Source organism: Streptomyces sp. NPDC053367 (assembly GCF_044545925.1).
Taxonomy (GTDB): domain Bacteria; phylum Actinomycetota; class Actinomycetes; order Streptomycetales; family Streptomycetaceae; genus Streptomyces.
Window position 1 is genome coordinate 244,741 of record NZ_JBITYN010000004.1, and the last position, 23,723, is coordinate 268,463.

The window sequence follows — 23,723 nt, forward strand, 5'->3', positions numbered from 1 at the left end:
CTCTGGGAGCCTCCGGCCCGCAGCGCCACCCGGGGGCAGGCCCGGGGAAGCGGCCGGCCAGGCCGGGGCACGCCGGAGGCGGGATGCCGTCAGCTCGCGCGGGCGTACTGGTTCGGCACTCGCACCTCGGCGCCCAGCTCGCGGGCCGCGCGCCGGGCCCAGTAGGGGTCGCGCAGGAGCTCACGGCCGAGCAGGACCGCGTCGGCCTCGGCGTTGGCGAGGATCTTCTCGGCCTGCTCGGGGTCGGTGATGAGGCCGACCGCGGCGACCGGGAGCGTGGTCTCGGCCTTGACCCGGGCGGCGAAGGGCACCTGGTAGCCGGGGCCGGCGGGGATGCGGGCCTCGGCGACGTTGCCGCCGGTGGAGACGTCGAGCAGGTCGACGCCGTGCGCCTGGAGGTCGCGGGCGAAGCGGACGGTGTCGTCGGCGCTCCAGCCGCCCTCGTCCAGCCAGTCGGTCGCCGAGATGCGGAAGAACACCGGCTTGTCATCGGGCCACACCGCGCGCACCGCGTCGACGACCTCCAGGGGGAAGCGGGTGCGGTTCTCGTACGAGCCGCCGTAGGCGTCGGTGCGGTGGTTGGAGTACGGGGAGAGGAACTCGTTGATGAGGTAGCCGTGGGCGCCGTGGACCTCCACGACCTCGAAGCCCGCGGCGAGCGCCCGCCGGGCCGCGTCGGCGAACTGGCCGACGATCTCCCGTATCTGGTCCACCGTCAGTTCCTCGGGGACGACGTGGCCCTCCTTGAACGGCACCGCGCTCGGCGCGAGAGGCGTCCAGCCGTGCGCGTCCGCGCCGACCGGCCCGCCGCCCTTCCAGGGCTGGGCCGTCGAGGCCTTGCGGCCCGCGTGGGCGAGCTGCACGCCCGGGACGGTGCCCTGGGCGGCGAGGAACCGGGTGATCCGGCGGAATGCCTCCACCTGGGTGTCGTTCCACAGGCCCAGGTCGTAGGGGGAGATGCGGCCCTCGGGGCTCACCGCGGTCGCCTCGGTGAGGATCAGCCCGGTACCGCCGGCCGCGCGGGCGGCGTAGTGAGCGAAGTGCCAGTCGTGCGGGGCGCCGGCGTCCGGGCCGTCCGGCGCGGCCGAGTACTGGCACATCGGGGCCATCCACACGCGGTTCGGGATGGTCAGATCACGCAGGGTGTAGGGATCGAAGAGCGCGCTCACAGCGCCTCCATTCGTCACGGGCCGGCCGATTGCGTTCGTACGATACCCATCGTAGTACGGCGGATGTCAAACTACGAGGGTCTTCGTACAATGGCGTCATGAACACCACCGCACCCGCCGGCAGCCGCGACCTCCCGCACCCGAGCCGCGAGGAGATCCGGCTGGAGGGCGTGCTGCACGCCCTCTCCGACCCGATGCGGCTGCAGATCGTGCAGGAGCTCGCCGCGGCCGGCGGCGACGAGCTCACCTGCTCGCAGTTCGCCCTGCCCGTCACCAAGTCCACGACCACGCACCACTTCCGGGTGCTGCGCGAGAACGGCGTGATCCAGCAGATCTACCGGGGCACCGCCAAGATGAACGGCCTGCGCAAGCGCGACCTGGACGACCTCTTCCCCGGCCTCCTGGACGCCCTCCTGGCCGCCGCCGCCCGCCAGTCCGCCCGGCAGAACTAGGCCCCCGGCAGAGCGAGGCCCAGGGCAGAGCTAGGCCCCCGACTCCGCCCCCTGTGCCGCGGTCAGCAGCGACTGCCAGTCGGGGAGCTTCACCACGCCCCGGCCCAGTGACGCGCCGAGCTCCGCCTCCGCGCGTTCGATGGCCCGCCATCCCGTCCACTCGACCGGGGTGAGGCTGAGGGCGCGCAGGGCGGGCAGCGGATCGTCCGGTACGGCGGCGAGCGCCAGCACCGGCGCGTCCTGGAGCAGCGAGGCCACCGTCTCCTTCGCGCAGGGCCGGTTGCTGCCGATGACCCCCGTCGGCCCTCGCTTGATCCAGCCCGCCACGTACACGCCGGGCGCGACCCGGCCCGCGTCGTTCGGGACCGTACCGGTGGCCTCGTCGAAGGGGAGACCCTCCACCGGCACCCCGCGGTAGCCGACCGAGCGCAGCACCAACTGGGCCTCGATGTCCTCGAACCGGCCTGTCCCGGTGACCCCGCCCCGCCCGTCCGGGACGGTCCGCTCGAAGCGCGCGGCGCCCACCCGGCCGCCGTCCGGGAGAAGTGCGACGGGGCGCAGGAAGAACCGCAGCCGGATGCGGCGCGGCGCCTCGCCCGGCGGCAGCCCGGCCCAGCCGCGCAGCACCTCCACATTGCGGTGCTGCACGGCGGGCAGTGCCGACGGGTCGGTGTACGCCGGGTCCAGTGCCAGCTCCGCCGGATCGACGCGGACCTCGACGCCGGGCAGGGTCCCCAGCTCGCGCAGCTCCTTGGTGGTGAAGCGGGCCTGGGACGGTCCGCGCCGGCCCACCATGTGCACATCGGTCACCTCGCTCGCGGCCAGCGCGGTCAGCGCCGCCTGCGGCATGTCCGTCGCGCTGAGCTCGGCCGCGCCGCGCGCCAGGATGCGGGTGACGTCCACCGCCACATTGCCCACGCCGATCACGACGGCCGACCGCGCGCCGCGGACGAACCCGGCGTCGACGGCGTCCGGATGGGCGCTGTACCAGGACACGAACCGCGTCGCCGACCAGCTGCCCGGCAGATCCTCGCCCGGAATGCCGAGACGCCGGTCCGTGGCGGCGCCCACGCAGTACACCACCGCGTGGTACAGCTCCCGCAGCCGGGCCGCCGGTACGCCCCGGGCACCCACATGGACGCCGCCGAGGAAGCGGATCCGCTCGTGCTCCAGCACCGTGCGCAGGGTGCTCTGCAGGGACTTGATCTTCTCGTGGTCGGGAGCCACGCCGTAGCGCACCAGGCCGTACGGGCAGGGCAGCCGGTCCAGGACGTCGACCAGCACCGCGGGGTCCTGCTGGACCAGGGTCTGGGCGGTGTAGACCCCGCTGGGCCCGCTGCCGACGACGGCGACACGCAGCACGGCTGACCTCCCTGTCCGGCGGTGTCGCAGGAGATCGCTGCTGAATCCAGCATCGCACCGGCCCGCCCCCGAAGGGAGGGGCCCGGCTCTGCGCCGTCGGAGTGCCCGGCGTGCGTGTCCCGTCGGTCCTTTCGTATGGAATGTGATGATGCGGTTACGTTGCGTGTGTGCTAGAAGCATCCTTTCTTAATCTTTCTGCTCGCCGTTTCGAGGACGGCGCGGTGTCCGTGTGGCCCGCCTGGGAAGTGAAGGAGAGCGGCGGGGCCGCGGCGCACTGGTTCCAGGTGCGGCTCGCCTTCGCCGACGGCGCCCGTGTCGACGCGCTGGCCGTGGTGAGTGCCGGATGCCTCTCCGTCGAGGACGTCCGGTCTCAGCCCGCGCTCTCCCTCGCCGACCTCACCGTCCTCGCCGACTGGATCGAGAGCCCGCTGTCCGAGGCGTGCGGGATCGGCCTCGGCGAGCAGGGGCCGGACGCGGACGAGCAGCGCGGGGAGGGCGCCTGCGGCGTCCAGCAGCAGGGGGAGGGCACGTACGGCATTCAGCCCGAGGCTGAGGCGTACGGCATCGAGGAGCAGGAGGAGGGCGCGTACGCCGAGGAGGCCGGGGCCGGCACGGTCCCGCGGGCCGGCCTCCCCCCGGCGGAACCGGCCCTTCATCGGGCGCGTCCCTCCTGGCCGCGCGGCGTCGAGGGCCGTCGGCTGGTCGCCCAGGAGTACCGGGCGGCACAGGAGGAGGGCCTCGACCCCGTCCTCGCGGTGATGTGCGCGACGGGCCACAGCCGCCGCAGGTCCCTCAGGCTGATCGCGCAGGCACGTGACGCGGGCTTCCTGACACCGCGTCACGCCCGCCGCTGAACGGCGTCGCAGCCGTCACGTCATGTCGCGCATCCGCGTGATCTCACTGGTCTGCTGGGCCACCACATCGTCGGCCATCTCCTCGACCTGGATGTTGTTGCCCTGCGCCTTCACGTCCGTGGCCATGGTGATCGCCCCCTCGTGATGGGCGATCATCAGCCGCAGGAACAGCGCGTCGAACGCCTCGCCCCGCGCGGCCCGCAACTCGGTCAGCTGGGCCTCGGTCGCCATCCCGGGCATCGCGGCATGGTCGTGACCCGCGGCCTCCTCGCTCTGCCCGTGCGTCTCCAGCCAGCCCCTCATCGCGCCGATCTCCGGACCCTGCGCGGCCGTGATGCGCTCGGCGAGCCGCTTCACCCGGTCCGACCGGGCCTGCCGCGGGGCGAGTTCGGCCATCTTCAGGGCCTGCTGGTGGTGCCGGATCATCATGCGCACGTACGACACGTCGGCCGAGTTGGGCGTGTCGTCCTCGGCCTGCTGCGCCGCGGCCTCCTCGGCCGACAGGGTCCGGTTCTCCTCGCCCGGCAGGCCCGGCACCAGCACCGAGGGCCCGGTCCCCGCAGGCGACTTGGCGCCGCCCGCCGCGTCCGTGTCCGAGTCGCAGCCGGCGAGCGCGAACGCGGCCGAAGCGGCCAGCGACACCGTCGCGAGGGATGCGCGCAGCGCGGGGCGGAAGTGCACAACGGCCTCCTGTGGCAGGGCGGATGAGCGGGCACACCTTGTGAGTGTTGGTGACTGTCCTAGCACTGTTCCGTGCACGACTGATCAGAATCCTGGATTACATCTGCGTTTCACCCCTGTTGATCTGTGCATGATGAAGACGATACTTCGGGGGTCCGTGAACCGTTCCACCGCGAACGGAACAAGGGAGGAAGCAGTGACCCTGTCCCACGACCCCCGAACGCGGCGCAGACGCCTGGGAGTTGCCACCGCCGCGGCCGGACTCCTGGCCGCGCTGCTCACGGCCCACCCGGCGATCGCGACCCCCGACCCCGGGGACGCCCCCACGACCCAGAAGGAAGTGTCCCGCGGCGACCGGGCCGAGGTGCGGGAGGCCATCGCCGACGGCGCGATACCCGGCCAGGACGAGATCGTCCACTCGGCCAACATCGAACACCTGGCGAACGTCCCCAAGGACCTGGTCAAGGGCACCAACTCCGACCTGGCCTTCCAGGGGAAGTACGCCTTCGCCGGCAACTACGACGGCTTCCGCATCTTCGACATCAGCGACCCGAGCGCCCCGAGGACGGTCGCCCAGGTGCTGTGTCCCGGCTCGCAGAACGACATCTCGGTCTCCGGGAACCTGCTGTTCCTCTCCACCGACTCCTCGCGCAGCGACAGCAGTTGCAACAGCACCACGCAGCCCGCGACCGAGAAGTCCTCCTGGGAGGGCATGAAGGTCTTCGACATCAGCGACAAGGCGAACCCGAAGTACGTCGCCGCCGTCGAGACCGCCTGCGGCTCGCACACCCACACGCTGGTGCCCGAGCGCCGCAACGTCTACATCTACGTCTCCTCGTACTCGCCGAACGCGTCCTATCCGGACTGCCAGCCCCCGCACGACGGCATCTCCGTGATCAAGGTGCCGCGCAGCGCCCCCGAGAAGGCGGCGGTCGTCGGCTTCCCGGTGCTGTTCCCGGGTGAGGGCCCCGACGGCGGCGGCAACCCGGGCGGTCCCACCAACCCGGGCGTCAGCAAGACCACCGGCTGCCACGACATCACCGTGCTGCCCTCCAAGGACCTCGCGGCGGGCGCCTGCATGGGCGACGGCATCCTGTTCTCCATCGAGGACCCCGAGCATCCGAAGGTCATCGACCGGGTCCAGGACAACGTCAACTTCGCCTTCTGGCACTCCGCGACCTTCAACCAGAAGGCGAACAAGGTCGTCTTCACCGACGAGCTGGGCGGCGGCGTCGGCGCCACCTGCAACACGGCCACCGGCCCCACCCGCGGCGCCGACGGCATCTACGACATCACCGGCCGCGGCGACCACCGCAAGCTGGTCTTCCGCAGCTACTTCAAGATCCCGCGCCTCCAGGCCGACACCGAGAACTGCGTCGCCCACAACGGCTCGCTCATCCCGGTCAAGGGCAAGGACCTGATGGTCCAGGCGTGGTACCAGGGCGGCGTGTCCGTCTGGGACTTCACCGACTCCTCGAACCCCAGGGAGATCGCGTACTTCGAGCGCGGCCCCCTGACCACCGACAAGCTCACCGTCGGCGGCTCGTGGTCGGCGTACTACTACAACGGCCACATCTACTCCAACGACATGGCCAAGGGCTTCGACGTGCTGAAGATCAGCGACCGGCTGACCGACCCGGCGGGCAAGGTCCGGATCGGTGAGCTGAACGTCCAGACGCAGCCGGACTACTTCGACTGATCCTCGTCCCCCACGGGCCGCCTGCCCGTGGCGAAGAACCGCGACAGATCCTGGTCGCACGTCCCGCCGGGCGCCTCGGTGTCCGGCGGGACACCCATGTCCCAGTCCAGTCCGTAGCGCCGGAACAGCTCCGCGCGCAGCGGCGCGACCGGCATGCCCACGTTGGGCAGCACCATCGCGTACACCGCGCCCATCAACTGCGCCCGCAGCATCGGGTAGTCGACGTCCGGGTCGCAGGACCCGTGCCGGGAGACCGTGTCCAGCAGCAGCTGCGCGAGGCGCTGTTGCTCCGGGCACCGCACGAAACCCTCCGCCTGCAGCAGACCCGCCATGTGCTGGCGCATGAGGACCGGCCGGTCCCGGGCCAGGCCCAGGATCGCGTCGATGGCCCGCGCCATGCGCTCGCGGCCGTCGTCCGTGCGCGGCTCGCGCTCCAGGCCCTCCTCCAGCGTGCGGTGCATCAGCCGGTGCACCGCGGACTGCACCAGCTGGCGCTTGCCGGGGAAGTAGTACGACACCAGACCGCGCGCCGAGCCGGCCCGGTCCGCGATGTCGCCGAGGGTCGTGGCGTCGTAACCGTGCTCGTTGACCAGCTCGACCGCCGCCTGCAGAAGCCGCTCCCGGGAACGCCGCCGCAACTCTTCATTGACCTGGGCGCTGCGCGGGGACATCCTGGACTCCTGCGTTGACTGGCTGCCAGCCAACTATACTCAGCGCAGAGGGATCCGCCGCTGGACCGGCGTGGTTCCGTTTGCCGTCCGCCCTGGGCGACGCGGGGGATCGTCCAGGGTGGGCGTCTTCCCTCGCACATAAAGTCGCCTCAGGCGACTTCGCGGGTGTCAGCCGACCAGCTCCAGCACCGGCCGCAGCCCGTCCGGGCGCCGCTCCGCCGGCAGTGGGTCCACGAAGTGCACCGGGCAGCCGAGCGCGGCCGCGCCGCCGTCCGCCCCCCGGTCGTCTCCCACCATCAGCACCTGTCGCGGCTCCGCGCCGAGCGCCTCGCACGCCGTGCGGAACAGCCGCGGATCGGGCTTGCGGATCCCGTGCTCGTACGACAGGACGTACGCGTCGACCAGGGCGTCCAGCCCGTGGGCGCGGAACACCGGGCGCAGATCCCAGCCGATGTTGCTGACCACGGCCACCTTGATTCCGCGCTCGCGCAGCCCGCCGAGCACCTCGGCGGCGTCCGGGTACGCCGTCCACGCCGCGGGCGTGCGGTGGCGCTCGTACAGCGCGTCGTGCAGCCCCGGATCGGGCAGCGCGACCTGCCGGGACAGGCCCGTGTAGGCGGCCCGGTGCCGCTCGGCGCTCTCGTCGCGGGTCTCCCACAGCTCGGCCAGCCCCTCGGGCACCCGCAGCGGCGGCGCACCACCCGGCAGCGCCCCGGCCGCCTCCAGCGCCCGCGCGGTGTCGGCCAACTCCCGCCCGGCGACCGTGATCCCCGCGTCGGCGAGCACCGAACCGAGCCAGGACTCGGCGGACTCGATACGGAAGAGGGTGCCGGAGAAATCGAACATCACAGCGGTCATGGGCGGAGTGTAGGTGCCCTACGGCGCCGAGCCGGGCGCCCGGCTCGGCGCCTTAGGGCACCACCGCTGGTGCGCCGCCACCGCCAGGGCGACCAGCGTCGCACCCAGCAGCCAGCCGCCGAGCACGTCCGTGAACCAGTGCACGCCCAGCCAGACACGCGTCAGCCCCACGCCCACGACGGAGACCACGGCCACCGCCAGCAGGCTCCGGAACAGGGTCCGCCCCGCGCCGAGGCCGTGCAGCAGCCACAGCAGCAGACCGCACACCACGGTGGCCGTCATGGCGTGCCCGGACGGGAAGGCGGCGTAGTGCGCCGAGTCGACCGGGTCGGGCCACACCGGGCGCTCCCGGCCGACCGCCGTCTTCAGGCCCTGCTGCACGAGCGTGCCGAGGGCGACGGTGAGCGCCAGCCAGGAGGCCGTCCACCAGGCCGCTCTGCGCCACACCAGCCACACGATGACCAGCACGCACATCAGGCGCATCGTGGTCGGGTCCCAGACCCAGTCCGTCAGGATGCGGAAGGCGTGGGTGAGCGTCGGCTCGTCCACGGCCCAGCGGTGGGTGGTGCGGGCGACCTCGCGGTCGGCGGAGATCAGCGGGTGCCAGGTGGCCGCGACCAGCACCAGCAGCACGAGGGAACAGCCGGCCAGGGCGCCGGCGAGGCGCAGGGCGCTCCGCTGGGGGGCGCGGATCGGTGAGGCGGTGCGCATGGTGCGATCCTCGCGGAAGGGGGCCTTCCGGTGCCAATTCCCACGGGGTTTCGTCAGGCGTCCTTCCCGTTCGTGGCCGGGTGCCGGCGGGCCGGGGTGGCTCGCGCAGTTCCCCGCGCCCCCTCGGGGCTCGCTATCCCAGCGCGCGCAGTCCGGGTACGAAGGCCACCAGCAGGGGCACCACGGGGACGAGCGCGGCCACTGCCGTCAGGCGGAGGCGGTGGGCCGTGGTGAGGCGCGCCGGTGGGGTGAGGAGGCGGTGGACGCGCTCGGGGACGTGGGCGTGGGCCGCGGGGGAGGGGCCGAAGACACCACGGCACTCGTTGAGTTCCACCAGGGCCAGCGCGGTGGTCAGCCGCCCGAAGCGGCGGGAGGCCATGTCGTCGGCGGCCAGCTCGACCAGCCGGTGCATCTCGTCGCGGAACGCCGCGAAGACCGGGACCTGCGGGAAACCGTAGGCCAGCGCGGCCGAGCAGTGCAGCAGCCAGTCGTGGCGGGCCTGCGCGTGGCCCTGCTCGTGGGCGACGACCGCGTCGAGCTGGCGGCCCTTCAGCCGGCGCAGCGCCGCTGTCGTGATCACCAGGCGCGGTGCCGAGCCCGACAGCCACCAGGCGTCCGGCCGCTCGCCCTCCAGCACCACCAGCGGCCCGCCGGGCTCCTCACCGGGCAACAGCGGGGCCCTGAGAAGCAGTTCGGCCCGCCGCCTGCTGTGCCGGGCCCTCGCCCGGACGACCTCGCGCACCAGCATCGCCCCGCTCCACACCCCGGCGAGCGCCAGGGCCACCGCCGTGGCCGCCGCCCAGGGGCCGCCGGCCGCACCGAGGGCGTACGCCTCGACCACGGGGCGCGGGGCCGGGGCGAACAGATGCCCGCGCACCGCCTGCCAGGCGGCCGCCGCGCTCAAGGTCATCGACAGCGCGCAGCACAGCAGCACGGCCGCGACCACGCACTGCCACGCCCACAGCGCGACCACCGGCTCACGGTCGGGCCAGTCGGCCCGGGCCAGCAGGCGGGGCGCGACGAACGCGGTCAGGGCGCCGAGCAGCAGCAGTGCCACGGGGACCATCATGTCCGCCACCCTAAGAGCCCCGGCTACCCGGCGGTACGGCCCGCGACGGCAAGTGACGCAGACCACGGCTTCGTGCGGCCGTGGCTCACAGCCCGCTGGTGCGGCCGGAGTTCACAGCGTCAGCAGCATCGCCACCATCGCGATTGCCATCGACAGCCGGCAGGCCCGCGACAGCTCGGGCCGGTCCCCCCACGCGACGGCCCCGCCCGGCACGGCCGGGACGCCGGCCACGGGCACGAGCCGGACCCCGGACAGCAGCACGTAGCCGGTGAAGTACAGCAGGAGTACGCCGGTCAGCGCGGGCACACCGGAGCCGCCGTGGGCGTGGCCGCCGGGCGAGGCGGCCATCGCCAGAGCCATGTACACCATGGCCGCGTCGCCGACCAGGTGATGCAGATGGCGCGCGTCCGCCCGCGCGGCCCACAGCGCGCGCAGCGCGGCCGCGCCGAACACCGCCGCGTAGCCGGCCGCGGCCCACGGCGGCGGTGTGAACACCGCGGCGGGCACCGCCATCGCGGCCATCCCGAACCCCATGAGCGCCTCGGTGCCCGCGCTGCGGCGCTGCTCCTCGACGCGGCTGCGCAGGCGCAGCAGGCAGTACGCGCCGGTCGCTGCGCACAGCGCGACGAGCAGCCAGCCGGGCGACGCCGGTCCGTGCACACGCACCCCCTCGCTCGAAGGTCGCTCCAGCGAAAGCGATGCCCGAGCCGTGCGGGGTGTACGCGAGCGCAAGGGTGTACAGGGGGAGCACGCGGGGGAGCGAGGCCGCCTCAGATGCCGGGACGAAAGCGCAGCGGGTGCTCGGCCGGGATCTCCACCAGCACGATCTCGGTGCCGTCCGGGTCGGCGATCCACATCTCGATCAGCCCCCACGGCTCGGTGACCGGGGGGCGCAGGACGGGGACACCCTTGGCGCGCAGCTCCTCGTGCGCCGCCGCCACGTCCTCGACCTGGAGCCACAGCCGCAAGGCCGGCGACGGCCCCTCCTCGGCCCGCCCCGACACCTCCAGGAATCCGCCCCCGAGGAAGTAGACGGTCCCGCGCTCCGGCCCCGTGCCGAACTCGCGGTGGACGGCGAGGCCGAGATCGCCTCCGTAGAAGGCCCGTGAGCGCTCGGGGTCGCGGGGGCGCAGGAGGATGCGGCTGCTCAGTACGTGCACCATGCCGGCGAGCGTAGCGGCGGGGTTAGGCTCGTCCTGCCCCAGCCGCGCCACTGATCGGAGTCGCCCGCCATGGAATCCGCCGTCACCGCCACCGGACTGACCTTCCGCGACGCCACCGACGCCGACGTGGACGTCCTCGTCGCGCTGATCGAGTCGGCGTACCGGGGCGACGCCAGCCGGGCGGGGTGGACGACCGAGGCGGACATCCTCGAAGGGCAGCGCACCGACCCCGAGGGCGTGCTCGCGGTGATCAAGTCGCCGGACAGCAGGCTGCTGACGGTCGAGCGGGCAGGTGAGGTCGTCGCCTGCTGCCAGCTCGAACACCGCGGTGAGCACGCCTACTTCGGCATGTTCGCGGTCAGCCCCCGGCTGCAGGGCGCGGGCCTGGGCAAGGCGATCATCGCGGAGGCCGAGCGGCAGGCGCGCGAGACCTGGGGCGTGACCGAGATGCACATGACCGTGATCTCCGTGCGCGAGGACCTGATCGCCTGGTACGAGCGCCGCGGCTACCGCCGTACGGGCCGGATGACCCCGTTCCCGTACGGCGACGAGCGCTTCGGCATCCCGCAGCGCGACGACCTGCGGTTCGAGCTGCTGGTCAAGCCGCTGGGCTGAGACTCACGTCCGCGCGCCCGCACGCCCGCACGTCCTCACGCCCGCACGCCGCTCACGCGGTGAAGCGGCCGGTGCGTTTGATGTCCGGGTGGTCGGTGGTCGCGCCGTCCAGCTCCAGGGCGCGTACCAGCCGCAGGTGTTCCTGCGTGTTGACCACCCAGCCGAGGATCCGCAGGTCGGCCTCGCGCGCCCGCTCCACGACCTCCAGGGTGATCCTGCGGATGTTCAGGCAGAGCGTGGGGGCGCCGACCGCCAGCGCGCGGTCCACGATGTCGGTGCTGTAGCGGCTGCCGATGAGGGCCGTCCGCACGCCGGGCACCAGGCGTGCGATCTCGGCGACCGCCTCGTCGTGGAAGGAGGACACCTCCACCCGGTCCACCAGGTCACGCTCGTGCATCAGCTGCGCCAGCGCCCGCGCCGCCGCCACGTTCTTGATCTCGGCCTGGAGCGGTGAGCGCACCGCGTCCAGGACCTCCTCGAAGACCGGGATGCGCTCGCCGCGCCCGGCGTCCAGGGCGCGCAGCTCGGCGAGCGTCTTGTCGGCCACGGCGCCGGAGCCGTCCGTGGTGCGGTCCACGTCCTCGTCGTGGATGATGACGAGTGCCCCGTCCTTGCTCAGATGCAGATCCAGCTCGATGACGTCGAGGCCGGCGTGCTCGGCTGCGACGAAGGACCTCAGGGTGTTCTCGGGCTCGACGCCCATGACTCCGCGGTGACCGATGGTGAGGAAGTTCAAGGCAGACCTCGCTTCCGTCGACGGCAGTCGGGGCCGCAGCCTAACCGCCCGCGCGCGTAGTGCACCCCGACGTGCACGAGAGCGCGGAAGCATCCCTTCCCGGCCCGTCATGCAGTAAAACCTACGGTGAAGAAGGGGGGTCGGCAGAAGAATTTCCCGAGACCCCTCTTGCTGGAGGTAACCACCTGCGCATACGGTGTCCATACGCGAGGTTCTCCTGTGGAGGATGGGACATGACGGAAATTCTTGTGCAGGCGGCGACGGGGGAGCAGGTTTCTCCCATGGCCAGGGTGGTGGAGCACCCGGCATGGCCGGTGCTCAAGGATGCCGTGGAGCAGATCCGGCCGTGGCAGTCCAAGGACGGCTCGATCGACTTCGAGGCCGAGGGCGCCCCCGCACGGGCCGACGCCGAGGCCGCGGTGCGCCGGGTCACCGACGCCGTCGAGGTGCTCTCCCCGCTGCTCCCGCACGACGCCGATTACCACAAGGCTCTGGTCGCGGACCTGAGCCGGTGGGCCGCCGAGGGCTTCCAGGTGCCGGACTTCCTGGACTCGCTGCTGGCCTTCCACCCCGCGGCGACCCGTGCGGACGGCCTCCAGCACCTGGTCGTCTTCCCGATGTACACGCAGAACGGCAACCCGGACCGCAACCTCGAAGCGGTCGTGCTGCGCATGGTCTGGCCCGACTGGCTGGCCGAGCTGGAGCGCACCCGCTACGACAACCCGCTGTTCTGCGGCATCAAGTTCGAGGACTTCACGGCCGGCTACGACACCAACTCCGCCGTGCTCTTCCCGGAGACCATCGCCGTGCGCGAGGCGCCGGAACGATTCACCTGGGGCGGCATCTTCTGCGACCGCGAGGCCGCCCGCTTCCGCCGCGTCACCGACGCCGCCGTGGACATCCTGGGCCTGGAGCTGCCCGAGGACATCGCCGCGATGGTCCACGACCAGAAGCGCTGCGAGGAGGCCTTCGTCCTGTGGGACATGGTCCACGACCGCACCCACAGCCACGGCGACCTGCCGTTCGACCCCTTCATGATCAAGCAGCGCCAGCCGTTCTGGATGTACGGCCTGGAGGAGCTGCGCTGCGACCTCACCGCCTTCAAGGAGGCCGTGAAGCTGGAGGCCGACGGCGTCCCGCAGGCCCGTGACGTGCAGTACGCCGTCCTCTTCGACCGGATGTTCCGCTTCCCGGTCACCGGCGACCGCAACCGCAACTACGACGGCCTCGGCGGCCAGCTGCTCTTCGCCTACCTGCACAAGCACGACGTGGTGCGGTGGACCGACAACAAGCTGTTCATCGACTGGCAGCGCGCCCCGCAGGTCACCAACGAGCTGTGCGCCGAGATCGAGAAGCTCTACCGCGACGGCATCGACCGCCCGAAGCTCGTCCACTGGTTCGCAGGCTACGAGCTGGTCTCCACCTACCTCGCCCCGCACCCGGGATCCAAGTGGGCCAAGGGTCCGGACGCCCTGGACCTGACCCAGCCGCCGCGCAAGCTCGTCGATGACGTGCTTCCGGACGAGTTTCCGCTGAGCATGTTCTATGAGGCACTGTCCAAGAAGCTGAAGAACGTGATCGCCTCCACCAAGGGCATCACGGCGGACGGCGCCGAGCGGGTCGCCGCGTGAGCGACCGCCTCCAGAACACTGCTCTTAAGGGGAAGAACATGGGGAACGGGGCTCTCGACGGTGCGGTGATCGCGGTGGCCGGTGCGGGCGGACCCGCCGGCCGGGCGGCACTGCTCCGGCTCGCCGAGGCCGGCGCCACGGTCATCGGCGCGGACAACGACCCGGAGCGGCTCGCCGAGGCCGTGGACGCCGCCCGCTACGCCTCCGGCGGCGCCACCGTCACCGGCGAGACGGTCGACCTGCTCGACCTGCAGTCCACCCGTGACTGGGCCGCCCGGACCGAGAAGGAGTTCGGTCACGTAGACGGGCTGGTCCACCTGGTGGGCGGCTGGCGCGGCAGCGAGACCTTCACCAAGACCAGCCTCGACGACTGGGACTTCCTGGAGCTGCTGCTGGTACGCACCGTGCAGCACACCTCCCTCGCCTTCCACGAGGCGCTCCAGCGCAGCGACCGCGGCCGTTACGTCCTGATCAGCGCGGCCGGGGCCACCAAGCCGACCGCGGGCAATGCCGCGTACGCCGCGGGCAAGGCCGCCGCGGAGGCCTGGACGCTCGCCATGGCCGACTACTTCCGCAAGGCCGGGGGCGAGCAGGGGCCGACGTCCGCTGCTGCGATCCTTGTGGTGAAGGCGTTGGTCCACGACGCGATGCGTGCCGACCGGCCCAACGCGAAGTTCGCGGGCTTCACCGACGTCAAGGACCTCGCCGAGGCCATCGTGGGCGTCTGGGACAAGCCCGCCGCGGAAGTGAACGGAAACCGTCTGTGGCTCACCGAGAAGCCGTGAACCCCCCGAAGACCGACGCGCGTCGCCACCATGACCCGGAGGTCCGCGGTTTCGCCAGCGACAACTACGCCGGGGCGCACCCGGAGGTGATGGCCGCCCTGGCGCTGGCCAACGGCGGCCATCAGGTCGCGTACGGCGAGGACGACTACACCGAGAACCTCCAGGGGATCATCCGCAGCCACTTCGGGCCCACGGCGGAGGCGTTCCCGGTCTTCAACGGCACCGGCGCGAACGTCGTCGCGCTCCAGGCGGTCACCGACCGCTGGGGCGCGGTGATCTGCGCCGAGAGCGCGCACATCAACGTCGACGAGGGCGGCGCCCCCGAGCGGATGGGCGGTCTGAAGCTGCTCACCGTGCCCACCCCGGACGGCAAGCTCACCCCTGAGCTGATCGACCGGCAGGCCTGGGGCTGGGAGGACGAGCACCGCGCGATGCCGCAGGTCGTCTCGATCACCCAGAGCACCGAGCTCGGCACCCTCTACACGCCCGACGAGATCCGCGCGATCTGCGAGCACGCCCACGCCCACGGCATGAGGGTCCACCTGGACGGCTCCCGCATAGCCAACGCCGCCGCGTCCCTGAACGTGCCGATGCGCACCTTCACCAACGCGGTCGGCGTCGACATCCTCTCCCTCGGCGGCACCAAGAACGGCGCCCTGTTCGGCGAGGCGGTCGTCGTCATCAATCAGGACGCCGTGCGGAAGATGAAGCACTTGCGCAAGCTGTCCATGCAGCTCGCCTCGAAGATGCGCTTCGTCTCCGTGCAGCTGGAGGCGTTGCTCGCCAAGGACCTCTGGCTGCGCAACGCCCGCCACTCCAACGAGATGGCCCAGCGCCTCGCCGAGGGTGTCCGTGCGGTGCACGGCGTGGAGATCCTCTACCCCGTGCAGGCCAACGGCGTCTTCGCCAAGCTCCCGCACGACGTGAGCGAGCGGCTGCAGAAGAAGTTCCGGTTCTACTTCTGGGACGAGGCCGAGGGCGTCGTGCGCTGGATGTGCTCCTTCGACACCACCGAGGAGGACGTGGACGCCTTCGTCGCGGCCCTCAAGGAGGAGATGGCCCGCTGAGCCGGGTGCGCAGAGATGCATAGGTATGCGGTCATCTGAAAAGTCATTGACTGCCGGGTGATCGCATTCCTATGCTCTGCGACCATGGAGCTGATCCAGGAAACCCCCGACCTGTCCGCCTACTTGGCCGCTGACGAGGTCATCGACCATGAACACCCACTGGTCCGCGAGACGGCCGCGCATCTCGCCCAAAACGCCAACGACTCGTATGACTATGCACGGGCCGCCTTCGAGTTCGTCCGCGACACCATCCCGCACTCCGCCGACACCGGCGATCTCCGCGTGACCTGGCGCGCCTCGGACGTCCTGGAGCAGCGGACCGGCATCTGCTACGCCAAGGCCCACGCCCTCGCCGCGCTCCTGCGCGCAGAGGACATCCCGACGGCCCTGTGCTACCAGAAGTTCGAGGCGGTCCACGGACTGGTGGCGGTACGGTTCGACGGGGCCTGGCACCGGATGGACCCGCGCGGCGGACAGCCGGGGGCGAGAGCCCGCTTCTCCCTCACCGGGCAAGGGCTGGCCTTCACCCCGGACACCGACGCCGGAGAGGCCGACCACCCGGTCCTGTACGCCGCGCCCCATCCCGCCGTCCTCAACGCCCTCAAGGCCGCCCCCGACCGGCCGCACCTGTCCAGGACACTCCCCACCGCACTGTGAGCCGAAGGGGAGGTGAGCGGCCGCCGATCGTCGCGGACCGCGTACCAGGCCCCCCGGCTCACGGCCGAGAACCCCAGCCGCGCTAGGGTCCACCGCATGAACGACGGGGGAGCGACGCAGGACGCGGTGACGGACGACGAACAGGGCGGCCGGTGGGCCTGGTTCAGAAGGCACCGGCTGACGGCCTCGGCCATCGCCCTCGCCCTCGTCGCCGGCGGCACCACCGCGACGATCGGGCTCGCCTCGGGCGAGGACACCCCGCCCTGCCGGAACATCCCCGCGTCCACCCGCGCCCTCGCCGCCGACCCCGCGGCGGCGACCCGCGCACTGGACCCCGGCGACGACCTCTCCCGCTTCGACGCCGTACGCGACCTCCTTCGTCACGACAACCCGTGCGGGGACGGGGCGAAGGTGCTCGGCGCGGTCGTCGAGGCCGCCACCCGGGCACCCGGCCCCCGCACTGCGCACACCCTGGCCCAGGCCCGCGCCGCCTTCGGCGTCGCCGCCGCGCTGGACGGCGCCGAACTGCCCGAGGGCATGGCCCCCGCGGTCGCCCGAATGCTCGCCGACTACGTCGTGGACGAGGCCCGCTACCTCATGCACGACGACGAGTCCGGCGGCCCCGCGGTGTCCGCCGAGGCCGCCGCGCCGGACCGGTTCGGCTGGACGCCGTACGGCCGGTTCCTCGCCCCCGGCGAGGCCCACACGGACTTCGAGTACGAGCAGCCCTACGGGCCCGCCGAGGCCGACCCGGAGCAGCTCGTGGCCGAACTGGCCGAGGACCCCGAGGCGTTGGCGATCCTCTACGACGCCGAGCGCGCCTACTTCGCGCACTACCTGGAGCGCCTGACCACCCAGGGCGGCGACCCCGCCTTCCGGCCCGACCCCAAGGAGAAGAGCGACTACGCCACGACCTCGACGACCTGGCCGGACAACGACCTCGAGGACATCGCCGAACGCGTCGGCAACCTGATGAAGCACCGGGCCGCCCTGGCCCGGGAGGGCACGACCGACGACCTCGCCGCGTACGACGACGCCGTACGCCGGCATCTGCGCGGCACCTACCGGGCCGCCCCGCGCCAGGTCACGACCCGGCCGCCGATGGCCGCCATCGCCGCGCGGCCGGTCGACGGGCCGGTCGACGGCGACCCCATGGACGGCCGGCACCAGCTGTTCACCGTGTTCGACGCCTGGGCGCGCGACCGCGGCGTACCGGCCGGGCGGGCCGCCGCCATGCGGCAGATCATCGACGACGCCTACGTCCGGGGCCTGTGGCTGAGGTTCTGACCCGGCCCCGCCCCATGCGCCGGACTCAGCCCGTCACCCGCAGGCCCGTGCAGTCCCGCTCCCGCACCTGATCCGCCGCGAAGGCCTCCAGCAGCTCCCGCTGCCGGACCTTGCCGACGCCCGGGATGTCCTCGGACGCGGACAGGGCGAAGCTCGCGGTCTCGCCGTCGCAGCGGGCGGTCGCCGTCATGCTGCGCGGCACGCCTTCATAGGTGACCAGGCGCCCGCTCCAGTCGCCGTACCAGGCGGCGAACGTCATCCCCAGCGCGCCGTCGCCGTTCTCGTCGTCCTCACCGGTGACCAGCTCGCAACGGCCCGTCGGCGCGGCCGCGTTGAGGCCGTCGGCCACCCGCCACTCGGACGGCCGCGGCAGTACGCCCTTCAGCGCCCGGACGCACGCGCTGTCGCCGGCCCGGGTGAAGGGCACCGTGCGCAGGTCGTCCTCGGGGTCCGGCGGCGCGGCGTCCCCCTCGGGCGCGTCGAGCCGCTCGGCGCCGCAGCCGAGCCGGTCGGAGGCGGCGGCCACCAGCGCGACGGCGGTCTCGTACGCGGCGTGCTGCCCGGCGGCGGCTTCCCGGCCGAACACCGTGTGCACCAGCATGCGGCGCTGCCGCCCGTCGTCGTCGCGGCCCAACCCGGGGCAGGGCACGAGGAACTGGAGGCTGCCGAAACGGTCGACGAAGCCCGGCAGCCCGTCGGGCAGGGCCGCGTACGGCGTGAAGCCCTCGTCCTCGAAGAGGCTCATGAACTCGCGGTCCTGGTCGTCCCGCCGGGTGTACGCCTGAGCCTTCAGCAGCAGTTCGCTGTCGCCGTCCTCGTCCTCGAAGGACACCGAGCAGCCGAAGGAGCCCAGCCGCTCGTGCGTGGCCGACTCGGCCTCGGTGAAGTGCGAGCCGTGCGCGGCCAGTTCGCGGACCGCGCCGGAGGGCAGCGCGCCCGCACAGGCGCTGCGGAGCAGCATCCAGTCCTGGACGTACGGCTCGGCGATCCAGCCGCCGATCCCCAGGACGGCCAACGCCGCCACCGCCACCTTGACCCAACGCCGCATCGAAGCGCCCCCGTCAGCCGCCGACCGTCCGCCTTACCGCGGGGACCCTACCCGCCGTGCCGCGGGAGGGGGGACGCGGGGTCGGGGCCACTCGCTCATGGGGCGGCCGGGCGGGCGCGGCTCGGTGGGGCTTCGCCACGCCGCGCGGCCAGGGGGCGAGATGCGCTGAAAGAGGTGCGGGGCGTACGGCTGTCGGGCGGACGGCGTGGGCAAGGGGCCCGAGGGGGGCTTGCGGAGCACATGGTCCCGCAGGCTCGGCCCGTGGGGGCTCGCGGAACACATGGCCCCGGCAGGCTCGATGTCGGCGGCACACCGGGTGAACGCGGCGCACCGGGTGAACGCGGTGCGCCGGCCCCGTACTTCGGCCCTCGCGGGCCGGTGCCCTATACCTGGCCCCCGAGGACTCGGCGCCTCGGCGGCGACCGGGTCTGCCCCGGCGGCCCCCGCCCGCGGACGCGGTCAGCGGGCCTCTGCCGCGCGGACCTCTTCCGGCGTCGGCGCGGTGCCGCCCAGGTGGGCCGGGAGCCACCAGCTGTCCTCGGGGCCCTTGGGGCGGCCCGGGTAGGCGCGCTGGGCGGCGTCCAGCAGCTCCTGCACGCGCTCGCGCACCTGGCGGGTGATCGCGCCGGCGTACTTGTCCTTGGACGCCTCGATCGCCTCGCCCACGCGGATGGTGATCGGGGTGTGGCTGCGCCGGAAGTTGCGGGGGTGCCCCTTGGTCCACAGCCGCTGGGTGCCCCACACGGCCATCGGGATCAGCGGGACCCCCGCCTCCTGGGCCATGCGCGCGGCGCCGGACTTGAAGCTCTTGAGGGTGAACGACTGCGAGATCGTGGCCTCGGGGAACACGCCGACCACCTCGCCGGAGCGCAGCGAGCGCAGTGCGTGCTCGTAGGCCGCCTCGCCCGAATTGCGGTCCACCGGGATGTGCTTCATGCCGCGCATCAGCGGGCCGGAGATCCTGTGCCGGAACACCGACTCCTTGGCCATGAAGCGCACGAGCCGCTTCTGCGGCAGCGCCGCCAGGCCGTTGAAGACGAAGTCCAGGTAGCTGATGTGGTTGCTCACCAGCACGGCGCCGCCCGACCGCGGGATGTTCTCGGAACCCTCGCAGTCGATCTTGAGGTCCCAGACCTTGAACAGCGTCTGGGCGAACCCGATGACGGGGCGGTACACGAGCTCAGCCATAGGTGGGACGGGCCCTTTCTGCTCAGCCTGGGAAAGGGGAGCTCCCGGCGGGAAAGTTACGCGGCCGTAGGTTTTACGGCACGTCGCAGATCGTGCCCCAAGAACGCCTGGCTAGCCAGCCCGGGTGCCCGTCCACGGCGAGATCCTCGTCACGTCGCCCCTTGATCCACCTCGGTGTTTTAACCGCCCTTTACTCCGGGCGTACCGTCAGCCTCCGGAGCAGCAGGTACATCTCGCACCCCAGGCAGTAGCCGAAGACCGCGTTGAGGAAGGCCGCCGCGAGCGCCGCCCCGGTCGCGGCGATTCCCAGCCACTCGGCGCCCACCGCGTAACCGGCGAGCCCCACACCCGCGAAGACCAGCCCCACCGCCTGCGCGAACCGCGGCGGCTCCGGCGCCTCGAAGTCGGTGGGTGGCCCGAGCCGCGGCCGCACCAGCGTGCGGAACGCCCAGCCGTACGGCGACCGGCCGACCCCGCCCGCCGCGCCGAGCGCGAACGCCAGCGTCTGCCAGGCCAGCAGCCAGACGCTCCCGCCGACCAGGACGACCGCCAGCACCACGGCCGTCACCGCCGCGCCGAACCGCGGTCCCCTCACGTCGATGTCCATGAAGCAAGCATTCCGTATGCACGACCGTGCGCGGGGGGCCGGGAATCTTTGCAGTCGCGTGAACGCTGCACCCGAGGATGACCGGACTTGTGGTGTGCGTGGTGGTGCTCGCGGCGGCGAGCGCCTTCGGAGTGCTGCATCGGCGGCGGAACGGGAGAGTACGGGTGCGCGGGCGCGACGAGGGCAAGCTGCTCGGACCGGCCGAACTGGGCGAGGAGCTGGGCGAGCGCGCCACCCTGGTGCAGTTCTCCAGCGCCTTCTGCGCACCGTGCCGGGCCACCCGCCGGGTGCTCGGCGAGGTCGCCGCGCTGGTGCCCGGTGTCACCCATGTGGAGATCGACGCGGAGGCCCGCCTGGAGCTGGTCCGCGCCCTGGACATCCTCAAGACGCCGACCGTGCTCGTCCTCGACGCGCGCGGCCGCGTGGTCCGGCGGGCCGCCGGTCAGCCCCGCAAGGCGGATGTGATCGCGGCTCTCGGGGAGGCGGTCGGGGCCCGGTGAGGCGGCCCGGTGCGGGTGAGCGGCGCGCGGTGACGCCCGGCGGTGCCGCCGGGCCGGTCCGAGTGAGGCCGCTCCCACATCCCGGGACCTACTTGACTGGGCGTACCACATATCGCCAGCCTGGCCGGTATGCCTTCGGAACTCCTTCTCCACGGCCGGGTGCACATCGACCTGGTCCGCACCGCGAGCGCACGCTGTCCGGGTTGCTGAGTACCCGCGACCCGCTCGTCCCCTCCAGCAGAAGGACAACTCCATGACGGCCACGTCCGACCTCGGCACCGTCCAGCTCGCCTCTCCCGACCTGTTGCGCTCCGTCTTCCGGCGGCACGCCGCGGGTGTCGCGGTGATCACCGCGCGCGGTGCCGCGGGCCCCGTGGGCTTCACCGCGACCTCCCTCACCTCGGTCTCCGCCGAGCCCCCGCTGATCTCCTTCGGCATCGGCACCGGTGCCTCCAGCTGGCCGACGATCGCCGAGGCCGATCACGTGGGCGTGCACATACTCGGCGAGCACCAGCAGGAGCTCGCCGCCACCTTCGCCCGCAGCGGCGCCGACCGCTTCGGGCCCGCCACCGCCTGGCGCGAGGGCCCCGAGGGCGTGCCCGTCCTCGACGACGTGCCGGCCTGGCTGGTCGGCCGGGTCGTGAGCCGCGTACCCGCGGGCGACCACCGGATCGTGCTGGCCGAGGTCGTCCTCGGCGACCCCTCGGGCGCGGGCCGCCCGCTCCTCTACCACCAGGGCCGCTTCACCGCTCTGCGGGATTGATCACGCCCGGCCTCTTCTGCGGAGCCGTCCGATTCCGGTTACGCTGCGTTGCGAAGGTCACAGTTCAAAGCGCTTGCTTAGCGGGCAGGAACTGGGTGTACTGACGAGTAATATTTCGGTCCGGAGCGAGGGGTCGCCCCGACCGGGATCGGCCACTTGAGGCGCCTATGCTGCCTGCAAGAGGCAGCCGAGAAATGACGATTGCAGTAGGAGAGCCGGCGTGAGCTTGAGGATCGTTGTCACTGTGAAGTACGTGCCCGACGCCACTGGCGACCGGCACTTCGCCGATGACCTGACCGTCGACCGTGACGATGTGGACGGTCTGCTCTCCGAACTGGACGAGTACGCGGTCGAGCAGGCGCTGCAGATCGCCGAGAACTCGGACGACGACGTCGAGGTCACCGTCCTGACGGTCGGCCCCGAGGACGCCAAGGACGCCCTGCGCAAGGCGCTGTCCATGGGCGCCGACAAGGCGATCCACGTCGAGGACGAGGACATCGAGGGCACCGACGCCATCGGCACCTCCCTGGTGCTGGCCAAGGCCATCGAGAAGGCCGGCTACGACCTGGTCGTCTCCGGCATGGCCTCCACCGACGGCACCATGGGCGTCGTCCCGGCCCTGCTCGCCGAGCGCCTCGGCGTCCCGCAGGTCACCCTGCTCTCCGAGGTCTCCGTCGAGGACGGCACCGTCAAGGGCCGCCGTGACGGCGACGCCGCCTCCGAGCAGCTCGAGGCGTCCCTGCCTGCCGTCGTGTCGGTCACCGACCAGTCCGGCGAGGCCCGCTACCCCTCCTTCAAGGGCATCATGGCGGCCAAGAAGAAGCCGGTGGAGTCCTGGGACCTGTCCGACCTGGACATCGACTCCGACGAGGTCGGCCTCGAGAACGCCTACACCGTCGTCGAGTCCGCGGAGCCGCGCCCGGCCCGCACGGCCGGCACCATCGTCAAGGACGAGGGCGAGGGCGGCAAGCAGCTCGCTGAGTTCCTCGCGGGCCAGAAGTTCATCTAAGGCCCCGCAGCCGCACGCTGACCGCCCCTCAACTTCGTTACGCAGGAGAGCAATCCCATGGCTGAAGTCCTCGTCTACGTCGACCACGTGGACGGTGCCGTCCGCAAGCCGACCCTCGAGCTGCTGACCCTGGCCCGCCGCATCGGCGAGCCCGTCGCCGTCGCGCTGGGCAACGGCGCCGCCGACACCGCCGCCGCCCTCGCCGAGCACGGCGCGGTGAAGGTCCTCACCCACGACGCGTCCGAGTACGCCGACTACCTGGTCGTGCCGAAGGTCGACGCCCTGCAGGCCGCCGTCGAGGCCGTCTCCCCGGCCGCCGTGCTGGTCCCGTCCTCCGCCGAGGGCAAGGAGATCGCCGCCCGTCTGGCGCTGCGCATCGGCTCCGGCATCATCACCGACGCCGTCGACCTGGAGGCCGGCGACGAGGGCCCGGTGGCCACCCAGTCGGTGTTCGCCGCGTCCTTCACCACCAAGTCCCGTGTCTCCAAGGGCACCCCGGTCATCACGGTCAAGCCGAACTCGGCCGCCGTCGAGGCCGCCCCGGCCGCAGGCGGCGTCGAGGCCCTGAACGTGACCTTCTCCGACAAGGCCACCGGCACCAAGGTCACCGGCCGTACGCCGCGTGAGTCGACGGGCCGCCCGGAGCTGACCGAGGCCGCGATCGTCGTCTCCGGCGGCCGTGGCGTCAACGGCGCGGAGAACTTCGCGATCATCGAGGCCCTCGCCGACTCCCTCGGCGCGGCCGTCGGCGCCTCCCGCGCCGCGGTGGACGCGGGCTGGTACCCGCACACCAACCAGGTCGGCCAGACCGGCAAGTCGGTCTCCCCGCAGCTGTACATCGCCTCCGGCATCTCCGGCGCGATCCAGCACCGCGCGGGCATGCAGACCTCGAAGACCATCGTGGCCATCAACAAGGACCCCGAGGCCCCGATCTTCGACCTGGTCGACTACGGCGTCGTCGGCGACCTGTTCGACGTCGTGCCGCAGCTCACCGACGAGATCAAGACCCGCAAGGGCTGATCGCCGCCAGGCTGAACGAGGCCCCCGTGACCCGCACCGGTCACGGGGGCCTCGGCGTTGCCGTGGTGCTGTACTGAGGGTGTTGACCAGCCGGAGGTCCCCCGATAACTTTCATTCAACG

The 23,723-nt window shown here is 72.2% G+C and carries 27 protein-coding genes; 14 read left to right on the forward strand and 13 right to left on the reverse strand.

Annotated elements, in window-relative coordinates:
• Positions 1–89 precede the first annotated feature (89 nt).
• Positions 90–1,169, reverse strand: a complete 1,080-nt coding sequence (locus ACIGXJ_RS13845; protein ID WP_399644216.1) for an NADH:flavin oxidoreductase/NADH oxidase — start codon at positions 1,167–1,169, stop codon at positions 90–92.
• Positions 1,170–1,267: 98 nt separating this feature from the next.
• Between ACIGXJ_RS13845 and ACIGXJ_RS13850 the strand changes: the two genes are divergently transcribed.
• The gene (locus ACIGXJ_RS13850) at positions 1,268–1,621 is read left to right on the forward strand and encodes an ArsR/SmtB family transcription factor (RefSeq protein WP_399644218.1); all 354 of its coding nucleotides are present in this window, start codon (positions 1,268–1,270) and stop codon (positions 1,619–1,621) included.
• A gap of 30 nt (positions 1,622–1,651) precedes the next feature.
• On the opposite strand, the gene ACIGXJ_RS13855 is transcribed toward ACIGXJ_RS13850, so the two are convergent.
• Entirely contained in the window at positions 1,652–2,983 is a 1,332-nt protein-coding gene (locus ACIGXJ_RS13855; RefSeq protein ID WP_399644221.1) for an FAD-dependent oxidoreductase, read from the reverse strand.
• Positions 2,984–3,204: 221 nt separating this feature from the next.
• On the opposite strand from ACIGXJ_RS13855, the gene ACIGXJ_RS13860 reads away from it, so the two are divergent.
• A complete protein-coding gene (locus ACIGXJ_RS13860) occupies positions 3,205–3,837 on the forward strand; it encodes a DUF6214 family protein (protein WP_399644223.1) in 633 nt (210 codons plus the stop codon).
• 15 nt (positions 3,838–3,852) lie between these two features.
• Here the strand turns inward: ACIGXJ_RS13860 and ACIGXJ_RS13865 are convergent, their stop codons facing one another.
• Entirely contained in the window at positions 3,853–4,518 is a 666-nt protein-coding gene (locus tag ACIGXJ_RS13865; protein WP_399644225.1) for a DUF305 domain-containing protein, read from the reverse strand.
• A 196-nt stretch (positions 4,519–4,714) separates the two neighbouring features.
• Between ACIGXJ_RS13865 and ACIGXJ_RS13870 the strand changes: the two genes are divergently transcribed.
• Positions 4,715–6,217, forward strand: coding sequence for an LVIVD repeat-containing protein (locus ACIGXJ_RS13870; protein WP_399644228.1), 1,503 nt, complete (start codon positions 4,715–4,717; stop codon positions 6,215–6,217).
• Here the strand turns inward: ACIGXJ_RS13870 and ACIGXJ_RS13875 are convergent.
• The 6 genes from ACIGXJ_RS13875 to ACIGXJ_RS13900 all read right to left on the reverse strand — a co-directional run bounded on the left by ACIGXJ_RS13875 (position 6,205) and on the right by ACIGXJ_RS13900 (position 10,689).
• The gene (locus tag ACIGXJ_RS13875) at positions 6,205–6,888 is read right to left on the reverse strand and encodes a TetR/AcrR family transcriptional regulator (protein WP_399644230.1); all 684 of its coding nucleotides are present in this window, start codon (positions 6,886–6,888) and stop codon (positions 6,205–6,207) included. The two genes, ACIGXJ_RS13870 and ACIGXJ_RS13875, sit on opposite strands and share 13 nt — an antisense overlap.
• Positions 6,889–7,056: 168 nt before the next feature.
• The gene (locus ACIGXJ_RS13880; RefSeq protein WP_399644232.1) at positions 7,057–7,746 is read right to left on the reverse strand and encodes an HAD family hydrolase; all 690 of its coding nucleotides are present in this window, start codon (positions 7,744–7,746) and stop codon (positions 7,057–7,059) included.
• 18 nt (positions 7,747–7,764) lie between these two features.
• A complete protein-coding gene (locus tag ACIGXJ_RS13885; RefSeq protein WP_399644234.1) occupies positions 7,765–8,457 on the reverse strand; it encodes a phosphatase PAP2 family protein in 693 nt (230 codons plus the stop codon).
• A gap of 133 nt (positions 8,458–8,590) precedes the next feature.
• Complete coding sequence (locus ACIGXJ_RS13890) at positions 8,591–9,526, reverse strand: M56 family metallopeptidase (RefSeq protein ID WP_399644237.1); 936 nt, start codon at positions 9,524–9,526, stop codon at positions 8,591–8,593.
• Between the two features lie 111 nt (positions 9,527–9,637).
• Complete coding sequence (locus ACIGXJ_RS13895; RefSeq protein ID WP_399644239.1) at positions 9,638–10,186, reverse strand: DUF5134 domain-containing protein; 549 nt, start codon at positions 10,184–10,186, stop codon at positions 9,638–9,640.
• A 110-nt stretch (positions 10,187–10,296) separates the two neighbouring features.
• Positions 10,297–10,689 (reverse strand): VOC family protein, encoded by a 393-nt coding sequence (locus ACIGXJ_RS13900; protein ID WP_399644243.1) that lies wholly within the window; start codon positions 10,687–10,689, stop codon positions 10,297–10,299.
• Positions 10,690–10,758: 69 nt separating this feature from the next.
• Between ACIGXJ_RS13900 and ACIGXJ_RS13905 the strand changes: the two genes are divergently transcribed.
• Positions 10,759–11,304, forward strand: a complete 546-nt coding sequence (locus tag ACIGXJ_RS13905) for a GNAT family N-acetyltransferase (protein ID WP_399644246.1) — start codon at positions 10,759–10,761, stop codon at positions 11,302–11,304.
• 52 nt (positions 11,305–11,356) lie between these two features.
• Here the strand turns inward: ACIGXJ_RS13905 and ACIGXJ_RS13910 are convergent, their stop codons facing one another.
• On the reverse strand, positions 11,357–12,040 hold the full coding sequence (locus ACIGXJ_RS13910; RefSeq protein ID WP_399644248.1) for a glycerophosphodiester phosphodiesterase: 684 nt from the start codon (positions 12,038–12,040) through the stop codon (positions 11,357–11,359).
• A gap of 233 nt (positions 12,041–12,273) precedes the next feature.
• Between ACIGXJ_RS13910 and ACIGXJ_RS13915 the strand changes: the two genes are divergently transcribed.
• The 5 genes from ACIGXJ_RS13915 to ACIGXJ_RS13935 all read left to right on the forward strand — a co-directional run bounded on the left by ACIGXJ_RS13915 (position 12,274) and on the right by ACIGXJ_RS13935 (position 17,467).
• Positions 12,274–13,671: a DUF6421 family protein gene (locus tag ACIGXJ_RS13915; protein ID WP_399644250.1), complete on the forward strand. Its 1,398-nt coding sequence runs from the start codon at positions 12,274–12,276 to the stop codon at positions 13,669–13,671.
• A 38-nt stretch (positions 13,672–13,709) separates the two neighbouring features.
• Positions 13,710–14,456 carry an SDR family NAD(P)-dependent oxidoreductase gene (locus tag ACIGXJ_RS13920; protein ID WP_399644252.1) on the forward strand — a complete coding sequence of 249 codons (747 nt, stop codon included), beginning with the start codon at positions 13,710–13,712 and terminating at the stop codon, positions 14,454–14,456.
• Positions 14,453–15,523, forward strand: a complete 1,071-nt coding sequence (locus ACIGXJ_RS13925) for a threonine aldolase family protein (protein ID WP_399644255.1) — start codon at positions 14,453–14,455, stop codon at positions 15,521–15,523. Before ACIGXJ_RS13920 ends, ACIGXJ_RS13925 begins: the two co-directional genes overlap by 4 nt.
• 84 nt (positions 15,524–15,607) lie before the next feature.
• A complete protein-coding gene (locus ACIGXJ_RS13930; protein WP_399644257.1) occupies positions 15,608–16,180 on the forward strand; it encodes a transglutaminase domain-containing protein in 573 nt (190 codons plus the stop codon).
• Between the two features lie 96 nt (positions 16,181–16,276).
• Positions 16,277–17,467, forward strand: coding sequence for a hypothetical protein (locus ACIGXJ_RS13935; protein ID WP_399644259.1), 1,191 nt, complete (start codon positions 16,277–16,279; stop codon positions 17,465–17,467).
• 25 nt (positions 17,468–17,492) lie between these two features.
• On the opposite strand, the gene ACIGXJ_RS13940 is transcribed toward ACIGXJ_RS13935, so the two are convergent.
• From ACIGXJ_RS13940 to ACIGXJ_RS13950, 3 genes are all read right to left on the reverse strand, one after another.
• Positions 17,493–18,515, reverse strand: a complete 1,023-nt coding sequence (locus ACIGXJ_RS13940) for a hypothetical protein (RefSeq protein ID WP_399644261.1) — start codon at positions 18,513–18,515, stop codon at positions 17,493–17,495.
• 459 nt (positions 18,516–18,974) lie between these two features.
• Complete coding sequence (locus ACIGXJ_RS13945) at positions 18,975–19,703, reverse strand: lysophospholipid acyltransferase family protein (protein WP_399644263.1); 729 nt, start codon at positions 19,701–19,703, stop codon at positions 18,975–18,977.
• Between the two features lie 190 nt (positions 19,704–19,893).
• The gene (locus ACIGXJ_RS13950; protein WP_399644265.1) at positions 19,894–20,310 is read right to left on the reverse strand and encodes a DUF4395 domain-containing protein; all 417 of its coding nucleotides are present in this window, start codon (positions 20,308–20,310) and stop codon (positions 19,894–19,896) included.
• Positions 20,311–20,387: 77 nt separating this feature from the next.
• Between ACIGXJ_RS13950 and ACIGXJ_RS13955 the strand changes: the two genes are divergently transcribed.
• The 5 genes from ACIGXJ_RS13955 (at position 20,388) to ACIGXJ_RS13975 (ending at position 23,602) form a co-directional block, all read left to right on the forward strand.
• Positions 20,388–20,810 (forward strand): TlpA family protein disulfide reductase, encoded by a 423-nt coding sequence (locus ACIGXJ_RS13955; protein WP_399644267.1) that lies wholly within the window; start codon positions 20,388–20,390, stop codon positions 20,808–20,810.
• Between the two features lie 129 nt (positions 20,811–20,939).
• A complete protein-coding gene (locus ACIGXJ_RS13960) occupies positions 20,940–21,020 on the forward strand; it encodes a putative leader peptide (RefSeq protein ID WP_399644847.1) in 81 nt (26 codons plus the stop codon).
• Positions 21,021–21,063: 43 nt separating this feature from the next.
• Positions 21,064–21,573 (forward strand): flavin reductase family protein, encoded by a 510-nt coding sequence (locus tag ACIGXJ_RS13965; protein WP_399644269.1) that lies wholly within the window; start codon positions 21,064–21,066, stop codon positions 21,571–21,573.
• A gap of 220 nt (positions 21,574–21,793) precedes the next feature.
• The gene (locus tag ACIGXJ_RS13970; protein WP_399644271.1) at positions 21,794–22,582 is read left to right on the forward strand and encodes an electron transfer flavoprotein subunit beta/FixA family protein; all 789 of its coding nucleotides are present in this window, start codon (positions 21,794–21,796) and stop codon (positions 22,580–22,582) included.
• Positions 22,583–22,639: 57 nt separating this feature from the next.
• The gene (locus ACIGXJ_RS13975; RefSeq protein ID WP_399644274.1) at positions 22,640–23,602 is read left to right on the forward strand and encodes an electron transfer flavoprotein subunit alpha/FixB family protein; all 963 of its coding nucleotides are present in this window, start codon (positions 22,640–22,642) and stop codon (positions 23,600–23,602) included.
• Positions 23,603–23,723 lie beyond the last annotated feature (121 nt).

Bases quoted from the DNA above. Each gene is read 5' to 3' on its own strand.
- ACIGXJ_RS13850 (WP_399644218.1), top strand. From the start codon at position 1,268: ATGAACACCACCGCACCCGCCGGCAGCCGCGACCTCCCGCACCCGAGC.
- ACIGXJ_RS13875 (WP_399644230.1), bottom strand. From the start codon at position 6,888: ATGTCCCCGCGCAGCGCCCAGGTCAATGAAGAGTTGCGGCGGCGTTCC.
- ACIGXJ_RS13880 (WP_399644232.1), bottom strand. From the start codon at position 7,746: ATGACCGCTGTGATGTTCGATTTCTCCGGCACCCTCTTCCGTATCGAG.
- ACIGXJ_RS13885 (WP_399644234.1), bottom strand. From the start codon at position 8,457: ATGCGCACCGCCTCACCGATCCGCGCCCCCCAGCGGAGCGCCCTGCGC.
- ACIGXJ_RS13890 (WP_399644237.1), bottom strand. From the start codon at position 9,526: ATGATGGTCCCCGTGGCACTGCTGCTGCTCGGCGCCCTGACCGCGTTC.
- ACIGXJ_RS13900 (WP_399644243.1), bottom strand. From the start codon at position 10,689: ATGGTGCACGTACTGAGCAGCCGCATCCTCCTGCGCCCCCGCGACCCC.
- ACIGXJ_RS13905 (WP_399644246.1), top strand. From the start codon at position 10,759: ATGGAATCCGCCGTCACCGCCACCGGACTGACCTTCCGCGACGCCACC.
- ACIGXJ_RS13915 (WP_399644250.1), top strand. From the start codon at position 12,274: ATGACGGAAATTCTTGTGCAGGCGGCGACGGGGGAGCAGGTTTCTCCC.
- ACIGXJ_RS13920 (WP_399644252.1), top strand. From the start codon at position 13,710: ATGGGGAACGGGGCTCTCGACGGTGCGGTGATCGCGGTGGCCGGTGCG.
- ACIGXJ_RS13930 (WP_399644257.1), top strand. From the start codon at position 15,608: ATGGAGCTGATCCAGGAAACCCCCGACCTGTCCGCCTACTTGGCCGCT.
- ACIGXJ_RS13935 (WP_399644259.1), top strand. From the start codon at position 16,277: ATGAACGACGGGGGAGCGACGCAGGACGCGGTGACGGACGACGAACAG.
- ACIGXJ_RS13940 (WP_399644261.1), bottom strand. From the start codon at position 18,515: ATGCGGCGTTGGGTCAAGGTGGCGGTGGCGGCGTTGGCCGTCCTGGGG.
- ACIGXJ_RS13945 (WP_399644263.1), bottom strand. From the start codon at position 19,703: ATGGCTGAGCTCGTGTACCGCCCCGTCATCGGGTTCGCCCAGACGCTG.
- ACIGXJ_RS13950 (WP_399644265.1), bottom strand. From the start codon at position 20,310: ATGGACATCGACGTGAGGGGACCGCGGTTCGGCGCGGCGGTGACGGCC.
- ACIGXJ_RS13955 (WP_399644267.1), top strand. From the start codon at position 20,388: ATGACCGGACTTGTGGTGTGCGTGGTGGTGCTCGCGGCGGCGAGCGCC.
- ACIGXJ_RS13960 (WP_399644847.1), top strand. From the start codon at position 20,940: ATGCCTTCGGAACTCCTTCTCCACGGCCGGGTGCACATCGACCTGGTC.
- ACIGXJ_RS13965 (WP_399644269.1), top strand. From the start codon at position 21,064: ATGACGGCCACGTCCGACCTCGGCACCGTCCAGCTCGCCTCTCCCGAC.
- ACIGXJ_RS13975 (WP_399644274.1), top strand. From the start codon at position 22,640: ATGGCTGAAGTCCTCGTCTACGTCGACCACGTGGACGGTGCCGTCCGC.